Here is a 19,184-nt window from a genome sequence, read left to right on the forward strand (position 1 = left end):
GGCGCCGGCGCACAAGAGAGCGGAACCGGCCATCCGGCCTGATCCCGTTAGTATGGCCCGCTCGGCGGCGGGTTAGGCTCATGTACATGCATGCCTGGCCCGCTTCCGAGGTCCCCGCCCTGCCTGGTCAGGGCCGCGACCTGAGGATCCACGACACCGCGACCGGCGGCCTGGTCACCCTCGACCCCGGTCCCGTCGCCCGCATCTACGTCTGCGGCATCACGCCGTACGACGCGACCCACATGGGTCATGCGGCGACCTACAACGCGTTCGACCTGGTTCAGCGCGTGTGGCTCGACACCAAGCGGCAGGTTCACTACGTCCAGAACGTCACCGACGTCGATGATCCGCTGCTGGAGCGCGCGGACCGGGACGGCGTCGACTGGGTCGCCCTCGCCGAGAAGGAGACCGCCCTCTTCCGCGAGGACATGACCGCCCTGCGGCTGCTCCCCCCGCAGCACTACATAGGCGCCGTCGAGGCCATACCCGGCATCGTCCCGCTCGTGGAGCGGCTGCGTGAACTCGGCGCGGCGTACGAGCTGGAAGGCGACATCTACTTCTCCGTCGAGTCCGACCCGAACTTCGGCAAGGTGTCCAACCTGGACGCCGCCGCCATGCGGCTGCTGTCCGCCGAGCGCGGCGGCGACCCGGACCGGCCGGGCAAGAAGAACCCGGTCGACCCGATGCTGTGGATGGCGGCCCGCGAGGGCGAGCCCAGCTGGGACGGCCGCTCGCTCGGCCGGGGCCGCCCCGGCTGGCACATCGAGTGCGTGGCCATCGCCCTCGACCACCTCGGCATGGGCTTCGACGTCCAGGGCGGCGGCTCCGACCTCGCCTTCCCGCACCACGAGATGGGCGCCTCGCACGCCCAGGTGCTCACCGGCGAGTTCCCCATGGCCAAGGCCTATGTCCACGCCGGCATGGTCGCCCTGGACGGCGAGAAGATGTCCAAGTCCAAGGGCAACCTCGTCTTCGTCTCCCGTCTGCGCCAGGACGGCGTCGATCCCGCCGCCATCCGTCTGTCCCTGCTGGCCCACCACTACCGGGCCGACTGGGAGTGGACCGACGAGGTCCTCCAGGAGGCCCTGGGCCGCCTCGGCCGCTGGCGCGCGGCGGTCTCCCGGCCCGACGGCCCGTCCGCCGACGCGCTGGTGGAGGAGATCCGCGAGGCCCTGGCCGACGACCTGGACGCCCCCGCGGCGCTCGCCGCCGTCGACCGCTGGGTGGCCCGCCAGGAGCAGGAGGGCGGCACGGACACCGGCGCACCGGGCCTGCTGTCCCGGGCGGTCGACGCCCTGCTGGGCGTGGCCCTCTGAGCGCCGCGCGACGGTCATAGGGTGAAGGGGCGGTTCCCGATGCGGGAACCGCCCCTTCGCCGGTACGGACCGGGTCCGTACTCGGTCCGTACCCTCAGGCCTCCGTGGCCTCAGTCCTCCGAGCCGTCCTCGTCGTCGCCGGTCGCGGCGTCGCCTTTCGAGACGTCGCCCGCCGCGGGATCGTCCTTCGGGACATCGCCCTTCGGGACATCGCCCGGCGCGGCGTCGCCCTTCGGCGCATCGCCCCTCGGACCGCCGGAGGCGTCCGGCTTCGGCGGCCGGCTCTTGCCGCTCGGGCTGTCCCGCAGGTACGAACCGCCCTCCCCGCCGTCCGCCGTCGCGTGCCCGCCCGGAGAGGGCGGGCTGACGTCCCGGCGCCGCAGGTACCGCTCGAACTCGCGGGCGATCGCCTCACCGGACGCCTCCGGCAGCTCGGCGGTGTCCCGGGCCTCCTCCAGCGTCTGCACGTACTCGGCGACCTCGCTGTCCTCCGCGGCCAGCTGGTCCACGCCCACCTGCCAGGCGCGCGCGTCCTCGGGCAGCTCGCCCTGCGGGATGCGCAGGTCCAGCAGGTCCTCCAGCCGGTTGAGCAGCGCCAGGGTGGCCTTCGGGTTCGGTGGCTGGGAGACGTAGTGCGGTACGGCCGCCCACAGCGACACCGCGGGGACGCCGGCGTGCGTGCACGCCTCCTGAAGGACGCCGACGATGCCCGTCGGGCCCTCGTACTTGGTCTCCTCCAGGTCCATCCGCTGCGCCAGGTCCGGGTCCGAGGTGACCCCGCTGACCGGGACCGGACGCGTGTGCGGGGTGTCGCCGAGCAGGGCGCCCAGGACGACCACCAGCTCCACACCCAGCTCGTGCGCGAAGCCGAGCAGCTCGTTGCAGAACGAGCGCCAGCGCATGGACGGTTCGATGCCGCGGACCAGCACCAGGTCGCGCGGCTTCTCGCCGCCCACGCGGACCACCGACAGCCGGGTCGTCGGCCAGGTGATCTTGCGCACACCGCCGTCCATGAACACCGTGGGGCGGTTCACCTGGAAGTCGTAGTAGTCCTCGGCGTCCAGCGCCGCGAACACCTCGCCCTTCCACTCGCGTTCCAGATGCGCGACCGCCGTGGAGGCGGCGTCACCGGCATCGTTCCAGCCCTCGAACGCGGCCACCATGACTGGGTCGATCAGCTCGGGAACCCCCTCCAGCTCGATCACCCAGTGCCTCCTTCCGACGTGCCCTCGCTTGACTCACCAACCTTACGGCGTCCGGCGGGGGCGCCTGCAGCCCCCTTGTGTGGGGGAGTGATCGGATCACTGCCCCGAACGCGCGCCGGGAACACCACCGGTCAGCGGGGAGGGCCGGCCGCCCGGGCCGGGACCGTCACCGTGGGCCGCGGAGCCACTGTTCCACGCTCGCGATGTGCACGGTCGCCCAGGACCGCGCCGCCTCCGCGTCCCCCTCGCGCAGCGCGGCCAGGATCGCCCGGTGCTCGCGCAGGGTGCGGCCGGCCGCGTCCTCCTGGCTGAGGACCCGCCAGATCCGGGCCCGGGTGGCGGGGCCCGACAGCCCGTCGAGGAGCGAGCACGGCACCGAGTTGCCGGCGCTGCGCACGATGCTCCGGTGGAACTCCAGGCCCGCGACGACCAGTTGCTCCACCGACGGCTCCGCGCCCAGCGCGTCCAACTGGGCCGACAGCGCGTCCAGTTGGTCCTCGCCGATCCGCGAGGCCGCCAGCGCGGTCGCGGCGGGCTCCAGCATCCGGCGGACCGCCAGGAACTCCAGCACCGTGTCGTCACGGTGGAAGTCCACGACGAAGCTCATCGCCCCCAGCAGCAACTGCGGGTCGAGACCGGTGACATAGGTGCCGTCGCCCTGCCGTACGTCGAGGATCCGCAGCAGCGACAGGGCCCGTACCGCCTCGCGCAGGGAGTTGCGGGACGGGCCCAGCCCGGCGGCCGGCTCGCTCTCCCTGGGCAGCCGTCGCCCGGACGCGGCGCACCGGAGACGATCATGCCCTTGATCTTCTCGATCGCCTCGTCGGTGACTGCCATGGCCGGCCTCCTGTCGTCCACCGAACGACTCGGACATCGGACGTCCCAGCACATCATGCGGGCCGGGCGCGGAAGCCCTTTCCGGCCCGCTCCCGCCGGGCTCCCCGGTCTCCGCGTGCACGACGGGGGCGGCTCCATCGGCGTGGAGCCGCCCCCGTCGTGTTCTGCCGGCCCCTCGTGCGGGAGGTGCCGTCCCTCATCCGTTCCGGCCCCGGTCAGGGGGAAAGGGGCCGGCCGGGACCTACTTCTTGTCGAGCAGGTCCTGGACCTTGGTGCGGACCTCGTCCGTGGCCAGGCCACGGATGGTCAGCGTGGTGCGCCGGCGCAGCACGTCGTCCGGCGTCTCGGCCCACTCCTGGTCCCGGGCCCAGACGACCTGCGCCCAGATCTCGGGGGCGTCGGGGTGGACGCGTTCGGCCAGTTCCGGGTTGTCGTTCGCCAGCCGGGCGATGTCGAACGCCAGGGAGCCGTAGTGGGTGGCCAGGTGCCGGGCGGTGTCGGCGGCCATGCGCGGGCCGGGCGCCGGGTTGTCGACCAGCAGGCGGTGGGCGACCGCGCGCGGGTTGGCGACACCGGGCAGCGGCAGCTTCTTCGGCAGCGAGGAGATCGGCTCGAAGTCGTCGCCGAGCGGGTGACCCGGCAGCGCCTCCAGCTTCTGCATGATCGTCCGGCCGATGTGGCGGAAGGTCGTCCACTTGCCGCCGGCGACGGACAGCATGCCGCCCTTGCCCTCGGTCACCACGGTCTCGCGCTTGGCCTTGGCGGTGTCGCCGGGGCCGCCCGGCAGCACCCGCAGGCCGGCGAACGCGTAGGTGATCAGGTCGCGCTCGAGCTGCTGGTCCCGGACGGAGAACGCGGCCTCGTCCAGGATCTGGGCTATGTCCTTCTCGGTGACGGACACGTCCGCCGGGTCGCCCTCGAACTCCTCGTCGGTGGTGCCGAGGAGCAGCATGTCCTCCCAGGGGAGGGCGAAGGTGATGCGGTACTTGTCGATGGGGGTGGCGAGCGCGGCCTTCCAGGGGGAGGTGCGCTTGAGGACCAGGTGCGCGCCCTTGGACAGGCGGATGGACGGCGCCGCGCCCGGGTCCTCCATCCGGCGCAGGTGGTCGACCCAGGGGCCGGTCGCGTTCAGGACGAGACGGGCGCTGACGCCGAACTCGTCGCCGGACGTGCGGTCCTTCAGGTCGGCACCCGTCACCCGGCCGTTGGTGAAGCGCAGGCCGGTGACCTCGGCGTGGTTCAGGACGACCGCGCCCGCCTCGACGGCCGCGCGGACCGTCATCAGCGCCATGCGCGCGTCGTTCATCTGGTCGTCGCCGTAGACGGCCACGGCCTTGAGGTTCTCGGTGCGCAGCTCGGGCACGTCCTGCGCCGCCTTGGCGGGGGAGAGCAGGTGGCCCACGCCGTCGCCGAACGCGGAGAGCGCGGAGTAGGCGAAGACGCCCGCGCCGAGCTTCGCCGCGCCGTGCGGCCCGCCCTTGTACACGGGGAGGTAGAAGGTGAGCGGGTTCGCCAGGTGGGGGGCCACCTGGCGGGAGACCGCACGGCGCTCGAAGTGGTTCTCCGCCACCAGCTTCACCGCGCCGGTCTGCAGGTAGCGCAGACCGCCGTGGAGCAGCTTGGAGGAGGCGGAGGAGGTGGCGCCGGCGAAGTCGCCGGCGTCGACCAGCGCCACCCTGAGCCCGGACTGCGCGGCGTGCCAGGCGGTGGAGATGCCCAGGATGCCGCCGCCGATCACAAGAAGGTCGTACGACGCCTTGGCGAGCTGCTCCCTGGTCTCGGCGCGGCTCGGGTTGGAGCCGGAGGCCGGGTGGGTACCCAGGGCGGGCACGGACTGCAGGGTGGGACTGGTCATGTCGGGTACTTACTCCTCGTCAGAACTGAACCGAGCCGGGAAAACCGCTCAGTCCTCGTCTTCGAGCCAGCCCATGGTCCGGTCGACGGCCTTGAGCCAGTTCTTGTACTCACGGTCGCGGGTCTCCGCGTCCATGCGGGGGGTCCACTCGGCCGCCCGGCGCCAGTTGGCGCGCAGGTCGTCGGTGCTGGACCAGAAGCCGACGGCGAGACCGGCGGCGTAGGCGGCGCCGAGGCAGGTGGTCTCGGCGACCATCGGGCGCACCACCGGTGCGTCCAGGACGTCGGACAGGGTCTGCATCAGCAGGTTGTTGGCGGTCATGCCGCCGTCGACCTTGAGGGTCACCAGCTCGTCGCCGGAGTCCTTGACCATGGCGTCGGCGATCTCCCGCGTCTGCCAGGCGGTGGCCTCAAGGACGGCGCGCGCGAGGTGCGCCTTGGTGACGTACCGGGTCAGACCGGCGATCACACCGCGGGCGTCGGAGCGCCAGTGCGGGGCGAAGAGGCCGGAGAAGGCCGGCACGAAGTAGGCGCCGCCGTTGTCCTCGACCGAGAGCGCGAGCGTCTCGATCTCGGCGGCGGTGGAGATCAGGCCCATCTGGTCGCGCATCCACTGCACCAGCGAGCCGGTGACGGCGATGGAGCCCTCCAGGGCGTACACGGTCGGCTGGTCGCCGATCTTGTAGCCGACGGTGGTGAGCAGACCGGCGTAGGAGTTGATGATCTTGGAGCCGGTGTTCATCACCATGAAGGTGCCGGTGCCGTAGGTCGACTTGGTCTCGCCCTCGGAGAAGCAGGTCTGGCCGAACAGGGCCGCCTGCTGGTCGCCGAGCGCGGAGGCGACCGGGATGCCGCCGAGCAGGTCGCCGAGTTTGCCGCCGGTGACCTCGCCGTAGACCTCGGCGGAGGACCGGATCTCCGGCAGGATCCGCAGCGGCACGCCGATGGACTCGGCGATCTTCTCGTCCCACTCCATGGTGTGCAGGTTCATCAGCATGGTGCGGGAGGCGTTGGTGACGTCGGTGACGTGCTTGCCGCCGTTGACACCGCCGGTCAGGTTCCAGATGACCCAGGTGTCCATGGTGCCGAAGAGGATGTCGCCGGCCTCGGCGCGCTCGTGCAGTCCCTCGACGTTGTCGAGCAGCCAGCGGGCCTTGGGCCCGGCGAAGTAGGAGGCGAGCGGGAGGCCGGTCTCGCGGCGGAAGCGGTCCTGGCCGACGTTGCGGCCCAGCTCCCGGCAGAGGGCGTCGGTGCGGGTGTCCTGCCAGACGATGGCGTTGTGGACGGGCTCACCGGTGTTCTTGTCCCACAGCACGGTGGTCTCGCGCTGGTTGGTGATGCCGATGGCCTTGATGTCGTCGCGGGTGATGCCGGCCTTCGCGATGGCTCCGGCGACGACCTCCTGGACGTTGGTCCAGATCTCGTTGGCGTTGTGCTCGACCCAGCCCGGCTTCGGGAAGATCTGCTCGTGCTCCTTCTGGTCGACGGAGACGATGCGGCCGTCACGGTCGAAGACGATGCAGCGCGAGGAGGTCGTGCCCTGGTCGATCGCCGCGATGAAGGGGCCTGCGGTGTGGGCGTCGGTCACTGTGTGCTCCTGAAGGTCCGTGGTGGTGGGGCTGTACGTACGGCGCGTGCTCGAAGACTCGGCGCTTTGCGCGTGCTTCTTAAGCGAAGGCGACGTTGTAGAGGCCTGCGGCGATGGCGGCGCCGATCAGCGGACCGACCACCGGGATCCAGGCGTAGCTCCAGTCGGAACCGCCCTTGTTGGGCAGCGGCAGCAGGGCGTGCACGATGCGCGGGCCGAGGTCACGGGCCGGGTTGATCGCGTAGCCCGTCGGGCCGCCGAGCGACAGGCCGATCGACACCACCACGAACGCGGTGATCAGACCGCCGAGGATGCCGAGGCCGTTGCCCTTGTCGTTGAGGCCCTGGGTGAGGACCGCGAGGATCAGCACGACGGTGCCGATGATCTCCGTGGCGAGGTTCTGCACCACGTTCCGGATCTCCGGACCGGTGGAGAAGACACCGAGGACCGGGCCGGCGCCCTTCTCCTGGGCCTCGACCGCCTTGGCCGTGGTGGCCTGCGCGCCCGGACCGCCGACGATCTCCTTGTCGGTCAGGTGGGCCTGGAACTGGCCGTAGTAGGCCACCCACACCAGGGCCGCGCCGATCATGGCGCCGAGCAGCTGGCCGGCGAAGTAGGTCGGAACGTTGGTCCAGTCGCTGTCCTTGATGGCAAGGGCGACGGTGACGGCCGGGTTGAGGTGCGCACCGGACAGCGGTCCGGAGATGTACACGGCCGTCATGACGGCGAAGCCCCACCCGAAGGCGATGGCGAGCCAACCGGCGTTACGGGCCTTGGAGGCCTTGAGTGTGACGGCGGCGCAGACGCCGCCACCGAGCAGGATGAGTATGGCGGTACCGATGGTCTCGCCGATGAAGATGTCGGAGCTGGACACCCGCGACTCCTTTGTCCTTCGTCCAGGGTTAGCCGAACCCCGGTCCCGCCGGAGGTTCTGGCGCCCTCGGGGATGAGAGCGATGCCGGCCCTTGGCGTTGTCACACTCTAGCGCGTATTGCCGGTAGGTGTTCGACAATGCCGACCGATGGACGGGAGTCTTGCTTCGGCGTTACGCGTGCGTCAAGAGTTCTGTTATCGAAAACAGGATCGTTATTGATCGCCGCGGGTTATCGACCTTCGTGTACGGACGTACGATCTAGCCCATTTTGTCCATTTCAGGGTAGATCGACAGCCGGAACGCCGCCTGGCGTCCCGGTCATTCCGTTCGTCGCGCTGTGCGGCCGCCGCCGCTCAGAACCGGCTGCCGCCGAGGTCACGGGAGACCGCGCGGGCGCAGTCCCGCACCGCCGCGATCAGCTCGGGGCGCAGCTCGCCCTCCCGGCACAGCCGCTCCACGGCCCCGGTGATGCCGACCGCGCCCACGGGCATCCGGCGCCGGTCGTGGATGGGCGCGGCGACCGAGGCCACGCCCTCCCAGGTCTCCTCCACGTCGGCCGCGTAGCCACGGGCGCGCGTGAGGTCCAGGAGATGCTCGAAGTCGGCGGAGTCGCACACCGTACGGTCGGTGAAGGGCTTGCGGTCGGCCTCCAGGACCTCGCTGTGCGCCACCGGGTCGTACGCGGACAGCACCTTGCCCAGGGCCGTGGAGTGCAGCGGCTGCATGGCCCCGATCTCCAGCACCTGCCGGCTGTCGTCCGGCCGGAAGACGTGGTGCACGATCAGGACACCCTGCTGGTGCAGGACACCCAGGTACACGCTCTCCCCGCTCGACCGCGCCAGGTCGTCGGCCCACACCAGGGCCCGCGCGCGCAGCTCGTGCACGTCGAGATAGGTGGTGCCGAGGCGCAGCAGCTCCGCGCCCAGCTGGTAGCGGCCGGAGGCGTCGTCCTGCTCCACGAACCCCTCCTGCTGCAGGGTGCGCAGGATCCCGTGGGCGGTGCCCTTGGCGAGGCTCAATGACGAGGCGATGTCGGAGAGGCCCAGCCGCCGTTCGCCGCCCGCGAGCAGTCGCAGCATCGCCGCCGCCCGTTCGAGCGACTGGATGTTCCGTGCCATCGCCGTCCTGCCTCCGTCCCCTTCGACTGCCCACGACGCAGTTGCCGTTCGGCAATGTCGAACACTACCGGTCCATGTCGACCTCCCGCTAATGGTCGGTCGGCACCTGTTACATCACACGTGGCCGGAGCGTGACATCCCGGCCACCCGTCCGCCTCGTGGACGCCGGTGCCCATCCAAGCCGACTCCCGGCTACTCTGGCGCCGTGCGGCAACCCCGTCAGCCGGGGAAACCGCATAGCCGACAGCCGTCGCACCCCAGGGAGCCCCTTCATGGCCTCGTTGCCAACGTCCCCTTCCGCCGACAGCCGGACCCGTGTGTCCGCGCTCCGAGACGCGCTCGCCACCCGCGTGGTCGTGGCCGACGGAGCCATGGGCACCATGCTCCAGGCCCAGGAGCCCACCCTCGACGACTTCCAGCAGCTCGAGGGCTGCAACGAGATCCTCAACCTCACCCGCCCCGACATCGTCCGCTCCGTCCACGAGGCGTACTTCGCCGTGGGCGTCGACTGCGTCGAGACCAACACCTTCGGGGCCAACCACTCCGCCCTCGGCGAGTACGACATCCCCGACCGGGTGCACGAACTGTCCGAGGCGGGTGCCCGGGTGGCCCGCGAGGTCGCCGACGAGTTCACCGCGAAGGACGGCCGGCCCCGCTGGGTCCTCGGCTCCATCGGCCCCGGCACCAAGCTCCCCACCCTCGGCCACGCCCCCTACACCACCCTCCGCGACGCCTACCAGCGCAACGCCGAGGGACTGGTCACCGGCGGCGCCGACGCCCTGCTCGTGGAGACCACCCAGGACCTGCTCCAGACCAAGGCGGCCGTGCTCGGCGCCCGGCGCGGCCTCGAGGCCCTCGGCCTGGACGTGCCGGTCATCGTGTCCGTGACCGTCGAGACCACCGGCACCATGCTGCTCGGCTCCGAGATCGGCGCCGCGCTCACCGCGCTGGAGCCCCTGGGCATCGACATGATCGGCCTGAACTGCGCCACCGGCCCGGCCGAGATGAGCGAGCACCTGCGCTACCTCGCCCGCAACGCCCGCATCCCGCTGTCCTGCATGCCCAACGCCGGCCTGCCCGTCCTCGGCAAGGACGGCGCCCACTACCCCCTGACCGCGCCGGAGCTGGCCGACGCGCAGGAGACCTTCGTCCGCGAGTACGGCCTCTCGCTCATCGGCGGCTGCTGCGGCACCACCCCCGAGCACCTGCGCCAGGTCGTCGAACGCGTCCGGGGCCTCACCCCGCCCCCGCGCGACCCGCGCCCCGAGGCGGGCGCCGCCTCCCTCTACCAGTCCGTGCCGTTCCGGCAGGACACCTCCTACCTGGCCATCGGCGAGCGCACCAACGCCAACGGCTCCAAGAAGTTCCGCGAGGCCATGCTGGCGGCCCGCTGGGACGACTGCGTGGAGATGGCGCGCGAGCAGATCCGCGAGGGCGCGCACATGCTCGACCTGTGCGTCGACTACGTCGGCCGGGACGGCGTCGCGGACATGGAGGAGCTGGCCGGACGGTTCGCGACCGCCTCCACGCTGCCGATCGTCCTCGACTCCACCGAGGTCGACGTGATCAGGGCCGGCCTGGAGAAGCTCGGCGGCCGTGCGGTGATCAACTCCGTGAACTACGAGGACGGCGACGGCCCCGACTCCCGCTTCGCGCAGGTCACCAGGCTGGCCCGGGAGCACGGTGCCGCGCTGATCGCGCTGACCATCGACGAGGAGGGCCAGGCCCGCACCCCGGAGAAGAAGGTGGAGATCGCCGAGCGGCTGATCGCCGACCTGGGCGGGAACTGGGGCATCCGTGAGGAGGACATCCTCATCGACACCCTGACCTTCACCATCTGCACCGGTCAGGAGGAGTCCCGCAAGGACGGCATCGCCACCATCGAGGCGATCCGTGAGCTGAAGAAGCGGCACCCGGACGTGCAGACCACCCTGGGCCTGTCCAACATCTCCTTCGGCCTGAACCCGGCCGCCCGGATCCTGCTCAACTCCGTCTTCCTCGACGAGTGCGTCAAGGCGGGCCTGGACTCGGCGATCGTGCACGCCTCCAAGATCCTGCCGATCGCCCGGTTCAGCGAGGAAGAGGTGCGCACCGCCCTCGACCTGATCCACGACCGGCGCAGCGAGGGCTACGACCCCCTGCAGAAGCTCATGCAGCTCTTCGAGGGCGCCACCGCCAAGTCGCTCAAGGCCGGCAAGGCCGAGGAACTGGCCGCGCTGCCGCTGGAGGAGCGCCTCAAGCGGCGGATCATCGACGGCGAGCGCAACGGCCTGGAAGCCGACCTGGACACGGCCCTGGAGGACCGGCCGGCCCTGGACATCGTCAACGAGACGCTGCTCGACGGCATGAAGGTCGTCGGCGAACTGTTCGGTTCCGGCCAGATGCAGCTGCCGTTCGTGCTGCAGTCCGCCGAGGTGATGAAGGCCGCCGTCGCCCACCTCGAACCCCACATGGAGAAGTCGGACGCCGAGGGCAAGGGCACCATCGTGCTGGCCACCGTGCGCGGAGACGTGCACGACATCGGCAAGAACCTGGTCGACATCATCCTGTCCAACAACGGCTACAACGTCGTCAACCTGGGCATCAAGCAGCCGGTCTCGGCGATCCTGGAGGCCGCCGAGGAGAACCGGGCCGACGTCATCGGCATGTCCGGGCTCCTGGTGAAGTCCACGGTGATCATGAAGGAGAACCTGGAGGAGCTCAACCAGCGCGGCCTGGCCGCCCGCTTCCCCGTCATCCTCGGCGGCGCCGCCCTGACCCGCGCCTACGTCGAACAGGACCTGCACGAGATCTACGACGGCGAGGTCCGCTACGCCCGCGACGCCTTCGAGGGCCTGCGCCTGATGGACGCCCTGATCGGCGTCAAGCGGGGCGTGCCCGGCGCCGCACTGCCCGAACTGCGCCAGCGCCGGGTCCGCGCCACCGCCACCCCGGAGGCGGACGAACGCCCGCAGGAGGGCCACGTCCGCTCCGACGTCGCCACCGACAACCCCGTGCCCGCCCCGCCGTTCTGGGAGACCCGGGTGATCAAGGGGATCCAGCTCAAGGAGTACGCGAGCTGGCTGGACGAGGGCGCGCTGTTCAAGGGGCAGTGGGGACTCAAGCAGGCCCGCACCGGCGAGGGACCGACCTACGAGGAGCTGGCCGAGACCGAGGGCCGGCCCCGGCTGCGCGGCCTGCTGGACCGGCTCCAGACGGAGAACCTGCTGGAGGCGGCCGTGGTCTACGGCTACTTCCCGTGCGTGTCCAAGGACGACGACCTGATCATCCTCGACGAGCGGGGCAACGAGCGCACCCGCTTCACCTTCCCGCGCCAGCGCCGCGGCCGGCGGCTGTGCCTGGCCGACTTCTTCCGGCCCGAGGAGTCCGGCGAGACGGACGTGGTCGGCTTCCAGGTCGTCACCGTCGGCTCCCGCATCGGCGAGGAGACCGCCAAGCTGTTCGAGGCCAACGCCTACCGCGACTACCTCGAACTGCACGGCCTGTCCGTGCAGCTGGCCGAGGCACTCGCCGAGTACTGGCACGCCCGGGTCCGCGCCGAACTCGGCTTCGGCGGCGAGGACCCGGCCGACATCGAGGACATGTTCGCCCTCAAGTACCGGGGCGCCCGCTTCTCCCTCGGCTACGGCGCCTGCCCCGACCTGGAGGACCGCGCCAAGATCGCCGACCTGCTCCGGCCCGAGCGGATCGGGGTCCACCTGTCCGAGGAGTTCCAGCTCCACCCCGAGCAGTCCACGGACGCCATCGTGATCCACCACCCCGAGGCGAAGTACTTCAACGCACGGTGACGCGTGTCTCACCCAGCACACTGATCGGATAGGACGTACACTGGTCGGTCCACTGCAGGCCGGTTCCCAGCCCGGGAACCGGCCTGGTCGTCCCCCGAGGAGGTGCGCCCGGATGACCAGTACGGTCCCCGCGCTAGGAACCCGCACGGCCGAAGGCTCCGCCCTGCAGGCGGTGCTCCTCGACATGGACGGCACCCTGGTGGACACCGAAGGCTTCTGGTGGGACGTCGAGGTGGAGGTCTTCGCCTCCCTCGGACACACCCTGGACGAGACCTGGCGCCATGTCGTGGTCGGCGGCCCCATGACCCGCAGCGCCGGCTTCCTCATCGAGGCGACCGGCGCCGACATCACCCTCGCCGAACTCAGCGTGCTGCTCAACGAGGGGTTCGAGGACCGCATCGGCCGCACCCTGCCCCTGATGCCGGGCGCCGCCCGCCTCCTCGCCGAGCTGTCCGAGTACGAGATCCCCACCGCCCTGGTCTCCGCCTCCCACCGGCGCATCATCGACCGCGTCCTGACCGTGCTGGGCCCGCACCACTTCGCCCTGTCCATCGCCGGCGACGAGGTCTCCCGCACCAAGCCCTTCCCGGACCCCTATCTGCTCGCCGCCGCGGGACTCGGCGCGGATCCGGCCAGATGCGCCGTCGTCGAGGACACCGCGACCGGGGTGGCCGCCGCCGAGGCCGCGGGCTGCCGCGTGGTGGCCGTCCCCTCCGTCGCCCCCATCGGCCCCGCCCTGGGCCGCACCGTCGTCTCCTCCCTGGAGGAGGTCGACCTGGCATTTCTGCGCGGCCTGATGACGGAAATGCGCTAGCCGGTCACGGGCGGTGTCCCCGGCCGGAAGAGCCCGGATGCACTGTGCACCGACCGCCCTGGACATATTTACGGGGAAGTACACCCCGGTGGAATTCGACGTGAGCGGCGCGGCTGAATTCCACTGACCGGCCACACAGTTGGCAGTGTGACGTTCCCCACGCGGACCGACCTCGACAACGTTGGCAAAGTGTGCTGAACGACCTTGATCGGGGAGTCTCCGTAAGACCTTGTGTCCCGATTGGTGGGATGCTGCACTAATCCTGCCGCTGTCGGGTATTCGGTGCGTCCACGACCGGTTCCCCTGCGTGATGGAGGATCAACTCACGCGGCTGTGAAACCCCCTGCGGGCGCGGACTAATCTCATCGCGAGAACATCGCCGAGAACCCCCACGGTCCGCCGCACCACCCATGCATGCCGGATACAGGGACCCGAACAGCTCTGGAGAAACTCCCGCATGAACCGCAAGACTTTGGTGCTGCCGGCGGTGGCCGGCCTGCTCACCCCGGTTCTCGCCGCGTGCGGCGGAGCCGACAGCGGGAGCAAGAGCGGTGACGCCATCGTCGTCGGTACGACGGACCAGTTCACGGCCACCAGCGACGCCCCGGCGCCCCTCGACCCGGCCTACGCCTACGACGTCGGCACCTGGAACATCCTGCGCCAGTCCGTGCAGACCCTGATGGCGCAGCCCAAGGGCGAGGGCGCCCCGGTCCCGGACGCCGCCGAGAGCTGCTCCTTCACCGACAGCGGCAGCGAGCGCTACGCCTGCAAGCTGCGCGAGGGCCTCACGTTCGCCAGCGGCGACGCGGTGACCGCCGCGGACGTCAAGTACTCCATCGAGCGTGCCCTGCACATCAACGCGGACAGCGGTGTCTCCGCCCTGCTGAACACCATCGACACCATCGAGACGCAGGGCGACCGCGAGATCGTCTTCCACCTCAAGACGGCCGACGCCACCTTCCCGTACAAGCTGTCCACTCCGGTCGCGGGCATCGTCAACCCCAAGGACTACCAGAAGGACAAGCTCCGCGACGGCTTCGACGTCGACGGCTCCGGCCCCTACACCTTCAAGGCCGAGGTCAAGAACGACGCCGTCGTCAGCGCCACCTTCACCAAGAACCCTTCCTACAAGGGCAGCGCGACGATCAACAACGACAAGGTGGAGCTGCGCGCCTTCGCCGACGCCGACGCCATGGGCGACGCGGTCGACAAGGGCGACATCGACGTGATGACGCGCACCATGTCGCCCGCCCAGATCCAGAAGCTGGACGCCGGCAGCGGCGACAAGGTCGACCTGGTCGACATGCCGGGCCTGGAAATCCGCTACCTGGCCTTCAACACCGACGCCCCCACCGTCAAGACCAAGGCCGTACGCCAGGCCATGGCCCAGCTCATCAACCGCGGCGAACTGGTCTCCAAGGTCTACGGCACCCAGGCCGAGCCGCTGTACTCGCTGGTCCCGGCCACCATCACCGGCCACTCCAACTCGTTCTTCAACAAGTACGGCAACCCCAGCGTCGACAAGGCCAAGTCCCTGCTCGCCAAGGCCGGCATCACCACCCCGGTGAAGCTGACCCTGCACTACACCACCGACCACTACGGCTCGGCCACCAAGCAGGAGTTCGAGATCCTGCAGCGGCAGCTCAACGACAGCGGCCTGTTCGACGCCTCCATCCAGGGCCACCCCTGGTCCGCCTTCCGGCCCGCCGAGCGGAAGGGCCAGTACGACGTCTACGGCATGGGCTGGTTCCCCGACTTCCCCGACGCCGACAACTTCATCGCGCCCTTCCTCGACAAGAACAACTTCCTCGGCTCGCCGTACACCAACGGCACCATCCAGCACACGCTGATCCCGCAGTCCCGCCGCGAGGCGGACCGGCTCAGCGCGGACAAGAGCCTGACCGAGATCCAGGACACCGTCGCAGAGGACGTCCCGGTGCTGCCGCTGTGGCAGGGCAAGCAGTACGTCGCCGCACGGGACGACATCACGGGCGTGGCCTACGCCCTCAACTCCTCCTCGACGCTCCAGCTGTGGGAGCTCGGCCGCGGTGTGAGCGGCTGACGGCTCTCTCATCCGGGGGCCAGGGACGGCTGCCCCGGATCCCGGGGCCGGAACGTCGGCCCCGGGGTGACGAACCGACGACAAGGCACTGCAAGTGAACATGCGCAACCAGTGGCCAGTCCTGCCCATCGTGGTGGGACTGGCCTCCGGCCTGTTGACCGGCTGCGGATCAGAGACCGGTGACACCGGGGGCACCGGCTCCTCCGTGGTGATGGGGATGTCCGACGACGTCCTCGCCACGGACCCGGCATCCGGCTACGATCCCGGCTCCTGGCTGTTGTTCAACAACGTCTTCCAGTCCCTGCTCAGCTTCCCCAAGGGCGCCACCGAACCCCAGCCCGAACTGGCGAAGCAGTGCGGCTTCACCGACACCCGGGCCATGGTCTACAAGTGCCGGCTGAAGGACGGCCTGAAGTTCAGCAACGGTGACGCCCTCACCTCCGAGGACGTGAAGTTCTCCTTCGACCGCATGCTGAAGATCGACGACCCCGCCGGCCCCGCGATCATGTTCCCGATGCTCGACAAGGTCGAGACCCCGGACGCGAAGACGGCCGTCTTCCACCTGAAGGTGCCCGACGCCACCTTCCCCAGCAAGATCGCCTCCGGCGCCGGCTCCATCGTGGACCACCGCCAGTACGACGCGAACGGCCTGCGCACCGACCACCAGGCCGTCGGCTCGGGCCCCTACGAACTGGACTCCCTCGACGAGGACCAGGCGGTCTTCTCCGTCAACGGCAACTACACGGGCACCGTCAAGGCCAAGAACTCCGGCGTCACCCTGAAGTTCTTCCACGGCGACCGCACCGCCCTGAAGCAGGCCCTCCTCGACGGCGGCATCGACATCGCCTACCGAGGCCTGACCGCCGCCGACATCGCCCAACTCGACCAGCAGGACGACAGCAAGGGCGTCGACGTCACCGAGGGCACCAGCGCCGAGGTCCAGCACCTGGTCTTCAACATGAAGGACCCGGTGGCCGGCAAGCTCGGCGTCCGCAAGGCCATCGCGTACCTCATCGACCGCGACGCCCTCATGAAGGACGTCTACGAGGGCACCGCCACCCCGCTGTACTCGATCATCCCGGCGGGCATCGCGGGCCACAACACCGCCTTCTTCGACACCTACGGCGCCCGGCCCTCCCAGGCCAAGGCCGCCGCCGCGCTCCACGCCGACGGCATCACCGACAAGGTCAAGCTCACCCTGTGGTCCACGCCGTCCCGCTACGGCCCCGCCACCGACGAGGAACTGAAGGCCATCGCCGGCCAGCTCAACGCCAGCGGCCTGTTCGACGCCGACGTCAAGTCCGTCGCCTTCGACCAGTACGAGAAGGACATCGCCGCCGGCAAGTACGGCGTCTACGTCAAGGGCTGGGTCCCCGACTACCCGGACGCCGACAACTTCACGGCCCCCTTCTTCGGCAAGGGCAACGTGCTGGACAACAACTACAGCAACCGCACCATCACCGGCACCCTCATCCCCGAGACCGCCGCGCAGAGCGACCGCGCCGCGACCGACAGGGAGTTCGGCAAGCTCCAGGACATCGTCGCCGACGAGCTGCCCGTCCTGCCGGTGTGGCAGGCCAAGCAGTACGCGGTCGCCCGCGACGGCGTGTACGGCCTGGAGTACTGCCTGGACGCCTCCACGGTCTTCCGGTTCTGGGAACTCAGCAAGAGCTGACACCGGCTGTGACGAGGGCGCCCTTCCCGCAAGGGAAGGGCGCCCTCCGCCGTCGTACGGCCTTCGCGCCGCCCGGCCGGCTACTGCGCGCCGGGACGCACCAGACCGCTCTCGTACGCGTACACGGCCGCCTGCACCCGGTCCCGGAGCCCCAGCTTGGTGAGCACATGCCCCACATGCGTCTTCACCGTCGTCTCACTGACGAACAGATCGGCCGCGATCTCCGCGTTGGACAGCCCGCGCGCCACCAGCTTCAGCACCTCCACCTCACGGTCGGTGAGGGTGTGCAGGGTGTCCGGCACCGGCTCCTCACCCGACGGCAGATGCGTGGCGTACTTGTCCAGCAGCCGCCGCGTGATGCTCGGCGCGAGCATCGCCTCGCCGGCCGCCACCACCCGGATCGCCTGCACCAGCTCATTGGCGGGAGCGTCCTTGAGCAGAAAACCACTGGCACCGGCGCGCAGCGCCTCCACCACGTACTCGTCCAGATCGAACGTGGTCAGCACCAGCACCTTCGCCGGACCGTCCCGCCCGGGCCCGGTGATCTGCCGGGTGGCCTCCACCCCGTCCATCCTCGGCATCCGGATGTCCATGAGCACGACATCCGGCTGCAGGGCTCGCACCTGGTCGAGGGCCTGCAGGCCGTCACCGGCCTCGCCCACGACAGCGATGTCCTGCTCGGCCTCCAGGATCATCCGGAAACCCGTACGCAGCAGGGGCTGGTCGTCGACCAGTAGGACGCGGATGGCCACGTGACACTCCTTCGCTAGTCCGGCCCCATTCTGCCCTGCGCGGGTTCGACGCTTCACACCGTCCCGGACCCGAGGCCACCGACCGGCAGCGGATAGGGCGGGGGAGTACCACCGAACTCCGGGCAGTGCGCCTGATGGTCGCACCAGCCGCACAGCTTGGTCGGCCGGGGACGCCAGTTCCCGCTCTCCGTGGCCTGCCGGATGGCCTCCCACAGCGCGTGCAGCTTGCGCTCCACCCGCTCCAGATCGGCCAGGACCGGGTCGTACGTCAGCACATCCCCACTGCCGAGATACACCAGCTGCAGCCGGCGCGGCACCACCCGCTTCAGCCGCCACACGACCAGCGCGTAGAACTTCATCTGGAACAGCGCGCCCTCGGCGTACTCCGGGCGCGGCGCCTTGCCCGTCTTGTAGTCGACGATCCGCACCTCGCCGGTCGGCGCCACGTCCACCCGGTCGATGATCCCGCGCAGCCGCAGCCCCGACTCCAGCTCCGCCTCCACGAACAGCTCCCGCTCGGCCGGCTCCAGCCGCGTCGGGTCCTCCAGCGTGAACCAGCGCTCCACGAGCCGCTCCGCCTCGGCGAGCCACCCGGCCAGCCGCGCCCCGTCCGGATCGTCGGCGAACAGCTCGGTCACCTCCGGACGGCTCTCCCGCAGCCGGTCCCACTGCCCCGGGATCAGCGCCTTCGCCCGGGGCGCGGTCCGCTCCCCGGCGGGCGCGTCGAACAGCCGCTCCAGCACCGCGTGCACCAGAGTGCCCCGCGTCGCCGCCTCGCTCGGCTTCTCCGGCAGCCGGTCGATCACCCGGAACCGGTACAGCAGCGGACACTGCATGAAGTCACTGGCCCGCGACGGCGACAGCGAGGTCGGCGCGATCGCCCCCCGCACCTCGGCGGCCCCGCCGGCACCACCTGTCCCAGAGCCCCCACTCGTCACCCCGGCACCACTGGTCTCCTCTGCACCACTGGTTTCCGTGGCACCACTGGTCTCCGCCGCACCGGGCGTCTCCGTGGCTCCGGAAGTCTCCGGGCCGGCGTCCGGGACGGGGCCGCCGCCCGGGACCGGGGGCGCCGCCTCCGGGTCGCCGCCGCCGAGGGCGCCGCTCGCCGGACCGGCCGCCGCCCCGTCTTCGCCGTCCGGCAGGGCCGCCGCCTCGTCGATGCTGCTGTCCATGTCCACAGACCTTACGGCCCACCACTGACAGTGACCCAGTCGCCGCCCGCGTCACCCGTGCGTCATCGGGGCAAACACAAGGGGTGCCGGGGCGAAACGTGCCACCACGGCCGCATACCATCGACC

General features: G+C 70.4%; 12 protein-coding genes and 1 pseudogene. 5 read left to right on the forward strand and 8 right to left on the reverse strand.

Going from position 1 to position 19,184, the window contains the following annotated elements:
- The first annotated feature begins 86 nt into the window (after positions 1-86).
- Positions 87-1,316 carry a cysteine--1-D-myo-inosityl 2-amino-2-deoxy-alpha-D-glucopyranoside ligase gene (gene mshC / locus FHS34_RS29560; RefSeq protein ID WP_184970969.1) on the forward strand — a complete coding sequence of 410 codons (1,230 nt, stop codon included), beginning with the start codon at positions 87-89 and terminating at the stop codon, positions 1,314-1,316.
- A gap of 110 nt (positions 1,317-1,426) precedes the next feature.
- On the opposite strand, the gene FHS34_RS29565 is transcribed toward mshC, so the two are convergent.
- The 6 genes and pseudogenes from FHS34_RS29565 to FHS34_RS29590 form a co-directional block, all read right to left on the reverse strand.
- Entirely contained in the window at positions 1,427-2,521 is a 1,095-nt protein-coding gene (locus FHS34_RS29565; RefSeq protein WP_184970980.1) for a PAC2 family protein, read from the reverse strand.
- 166 nt (positions 2,522-2,687) lie between these two features.
- Positions 2,688-3,358 (reverse strand): annotated as a pseudogene (locus FHS34_RS29570) (FadR/GntR family transcriptional regulator).
- Between the two features lie 241 nt (positions 3,359-3,599).
- Positions 3,600-5,213 (reverse strand): glycerol-3-phosphate dehydrogenase/oxidase, encoded by a 1,614-nt coding sequence (locus FHS34_RS29575; protein WP_184970983.1) that lies wholly within the window; start codon positions 5,211-5,213, stop codon positions 3,600-3,602.
- A gap of 48 nt (positions 5,214-5,261) precedes the next feature.
- On the reverse strand, positions 5,262-6,800 hold the full coding sequence (gene glpK / locus FHS34_RS29580) for a glycerol kinase GlpK (RefSeq protein WP_184970985.1): 1,539 nt from the start codon (positions 6,798-6,800) through the stop codon (positions 5,262-5,264).
- Positions 6,801-6,879: 79 nt separating this feature from the next.
- Entirely contained in the window at positions 6,880-7,674 is a 795-nt protein-coding gene (locus FHS34_RS29585) for an MIP/aquaporin family protein (protein WP_184970987.1), read from the reverse strand.
- A 353-nt stretch (positions 7,675-8,027) separates the two neighbouring features.
- Entirely contained in the window at positions 8,028-8,792 is a 765-nt protein-coding gene (locus tag FHS34_RS29590; protein WP_184970989.1) for an IclR family transcriptional regulator, read from the reverse strand.
- Positions 8,793-9,064: 272 nt separating this feature from the next.
- Between FHS34_RS29590 and metH the strand changes: the two genes are divergently transcribed.
- The 4 genes from metH (at position 9,065) to FHS34_RS29610 (ending at position 17,131) form a co-directional block, all read left to right on the forward strand.
- Positions 9,065-12,580: a methionine synthase gene (gene metH / locus FHS34_RS29595; RefSeq protein ID WP_184970991.1), complete on the forward strand. Its 3,516-nt coding sequence runs from the start codon at positions 9,065-9,067 to the stop codon at positions 12,578-12,580.
- 112 nt (positions 12,581-12,692) lie between these two features.
- The gene (locus FHS34_RS29600; RefSeq protein ID WP_184970993.1) at positions 12,693-13,394 is read left to right on the forward strand and encodes an HAD family hydrolase; all 702 of its coding nucleotides are present in this window, start codon (positions 12,693-12,695) and stop codon (positions 13,392-13,394) included.
- A gap of 457 nt (positions 13,395-13,851) precedes the next feature.
- Positions 13,852-15,456: an ABC transporter substrate-binding protein gene (locus tag FHS34_RS29605; RefSeq protein ID WP_184970995.1), complete on the forward strand. Its 1,605-nt coding sequence runs from the start codon at positions 13,852-13,854 to the stop codon at positions 15,454-15,456.
- A gap of 94 nt (positions 15,457-15,550) precedes the next feature.
- Entirely contained in the window at positions 15,551-17,131 is a 1,581-nt protein-coding gene (locus FHS34_RS29610) for an ABC transporter substrate-binding protein (RefSeq protein ID WP_184970997.1), read from the forward strand.
- An 80-nt stretch (positions 17,132-17,211) separates the two neighbouring features.
- Here FHS34_RS29610 and FHS34_RS29615 read toward each other — a convergent pair whose 3' ends face one another.
- Positions 17,212-17,883 (reverse strand): response regulator, encoded by a 672-nt coding sequence (locus FHS34_RS29615; RefSeq protein ID WP_014671700.1) that lies wholly within the window; start codon positions 17,881-17,883, stop codon positions 17,212-17,214.
- 53 nt (positions 17,884-17,936) lie between these two features.
- Positions 17,937-19,058: a RecB family exonuclease gene (locus FHS34_RS29620; RefSeq protein ID WP_225817669.1), complete on the reverse strand. Its 1,122-nt coding sequence runs from the start codon at positions 19,056-19,058 to the stop codon at positions 17,937-17,939.
- Positions 19,059-19,184 lie beyond the last annotated feature (126 nt).

Origin of the sequence: Streptomyces echinatus, assembly GCF_014203595.1 — a bacterium.
GTDB lineage: Bacteria > Actinomycetota > Actinomycetes > Streptomycetales > Streptomycetaceae > Streptomyces > Streptomyces echinatus.

Coding starts and splice junctions, on each gene's coding strand:
- mshC (WP_184970969.1), top strand. CDS start 87: ATGCATGCCTGGCCCGCTTCCGAGGTCCCCGCCCTGCCTGGTCAGGGC.
- FHS34_RS29575 (WP_184970983.1), bottom strand. CDS start 5,213: ATGACCAGTCCCACCCTGCAGTCCGTGCCCGCCCTGGGTACCCACCCG.
- FHS34_RS29590 (WP_184970989.1), bottom strand. CDS start 8,792: ATGGCACGGAACATCCAGTCGCTCGAACGGGCGGCGGCGATGCTGCGA.
- metH (WP_184970991.1), top strand. CDS start 9,065: ATGGCCTCGTTGCCAACGTCCCCTTCCGCCGACAGCCGGACCCGTGTG.
- FHS34_RS29600 (WP_184970993.1), top strand. CDS start 12,693: ATGACCAGTACGGTCCCCGCGCTAGGAACCCGCACGGCCGAAGGCTCC.
- FHS34_RS29605 (WP_184970995.1), top strand. CDS start 13,852: ATGAACCGCAAGACTTTGGTGCTGCCGGCGGTGGCCGGCCTGCTCACC.
- FHS34_RS29620 (WP_225817669.1), bottom strand. CDS start 19,058: ATGGACAGCAGCATCGACGAGGCGGCGGCCCTGCCGGACGGCGAAGAC.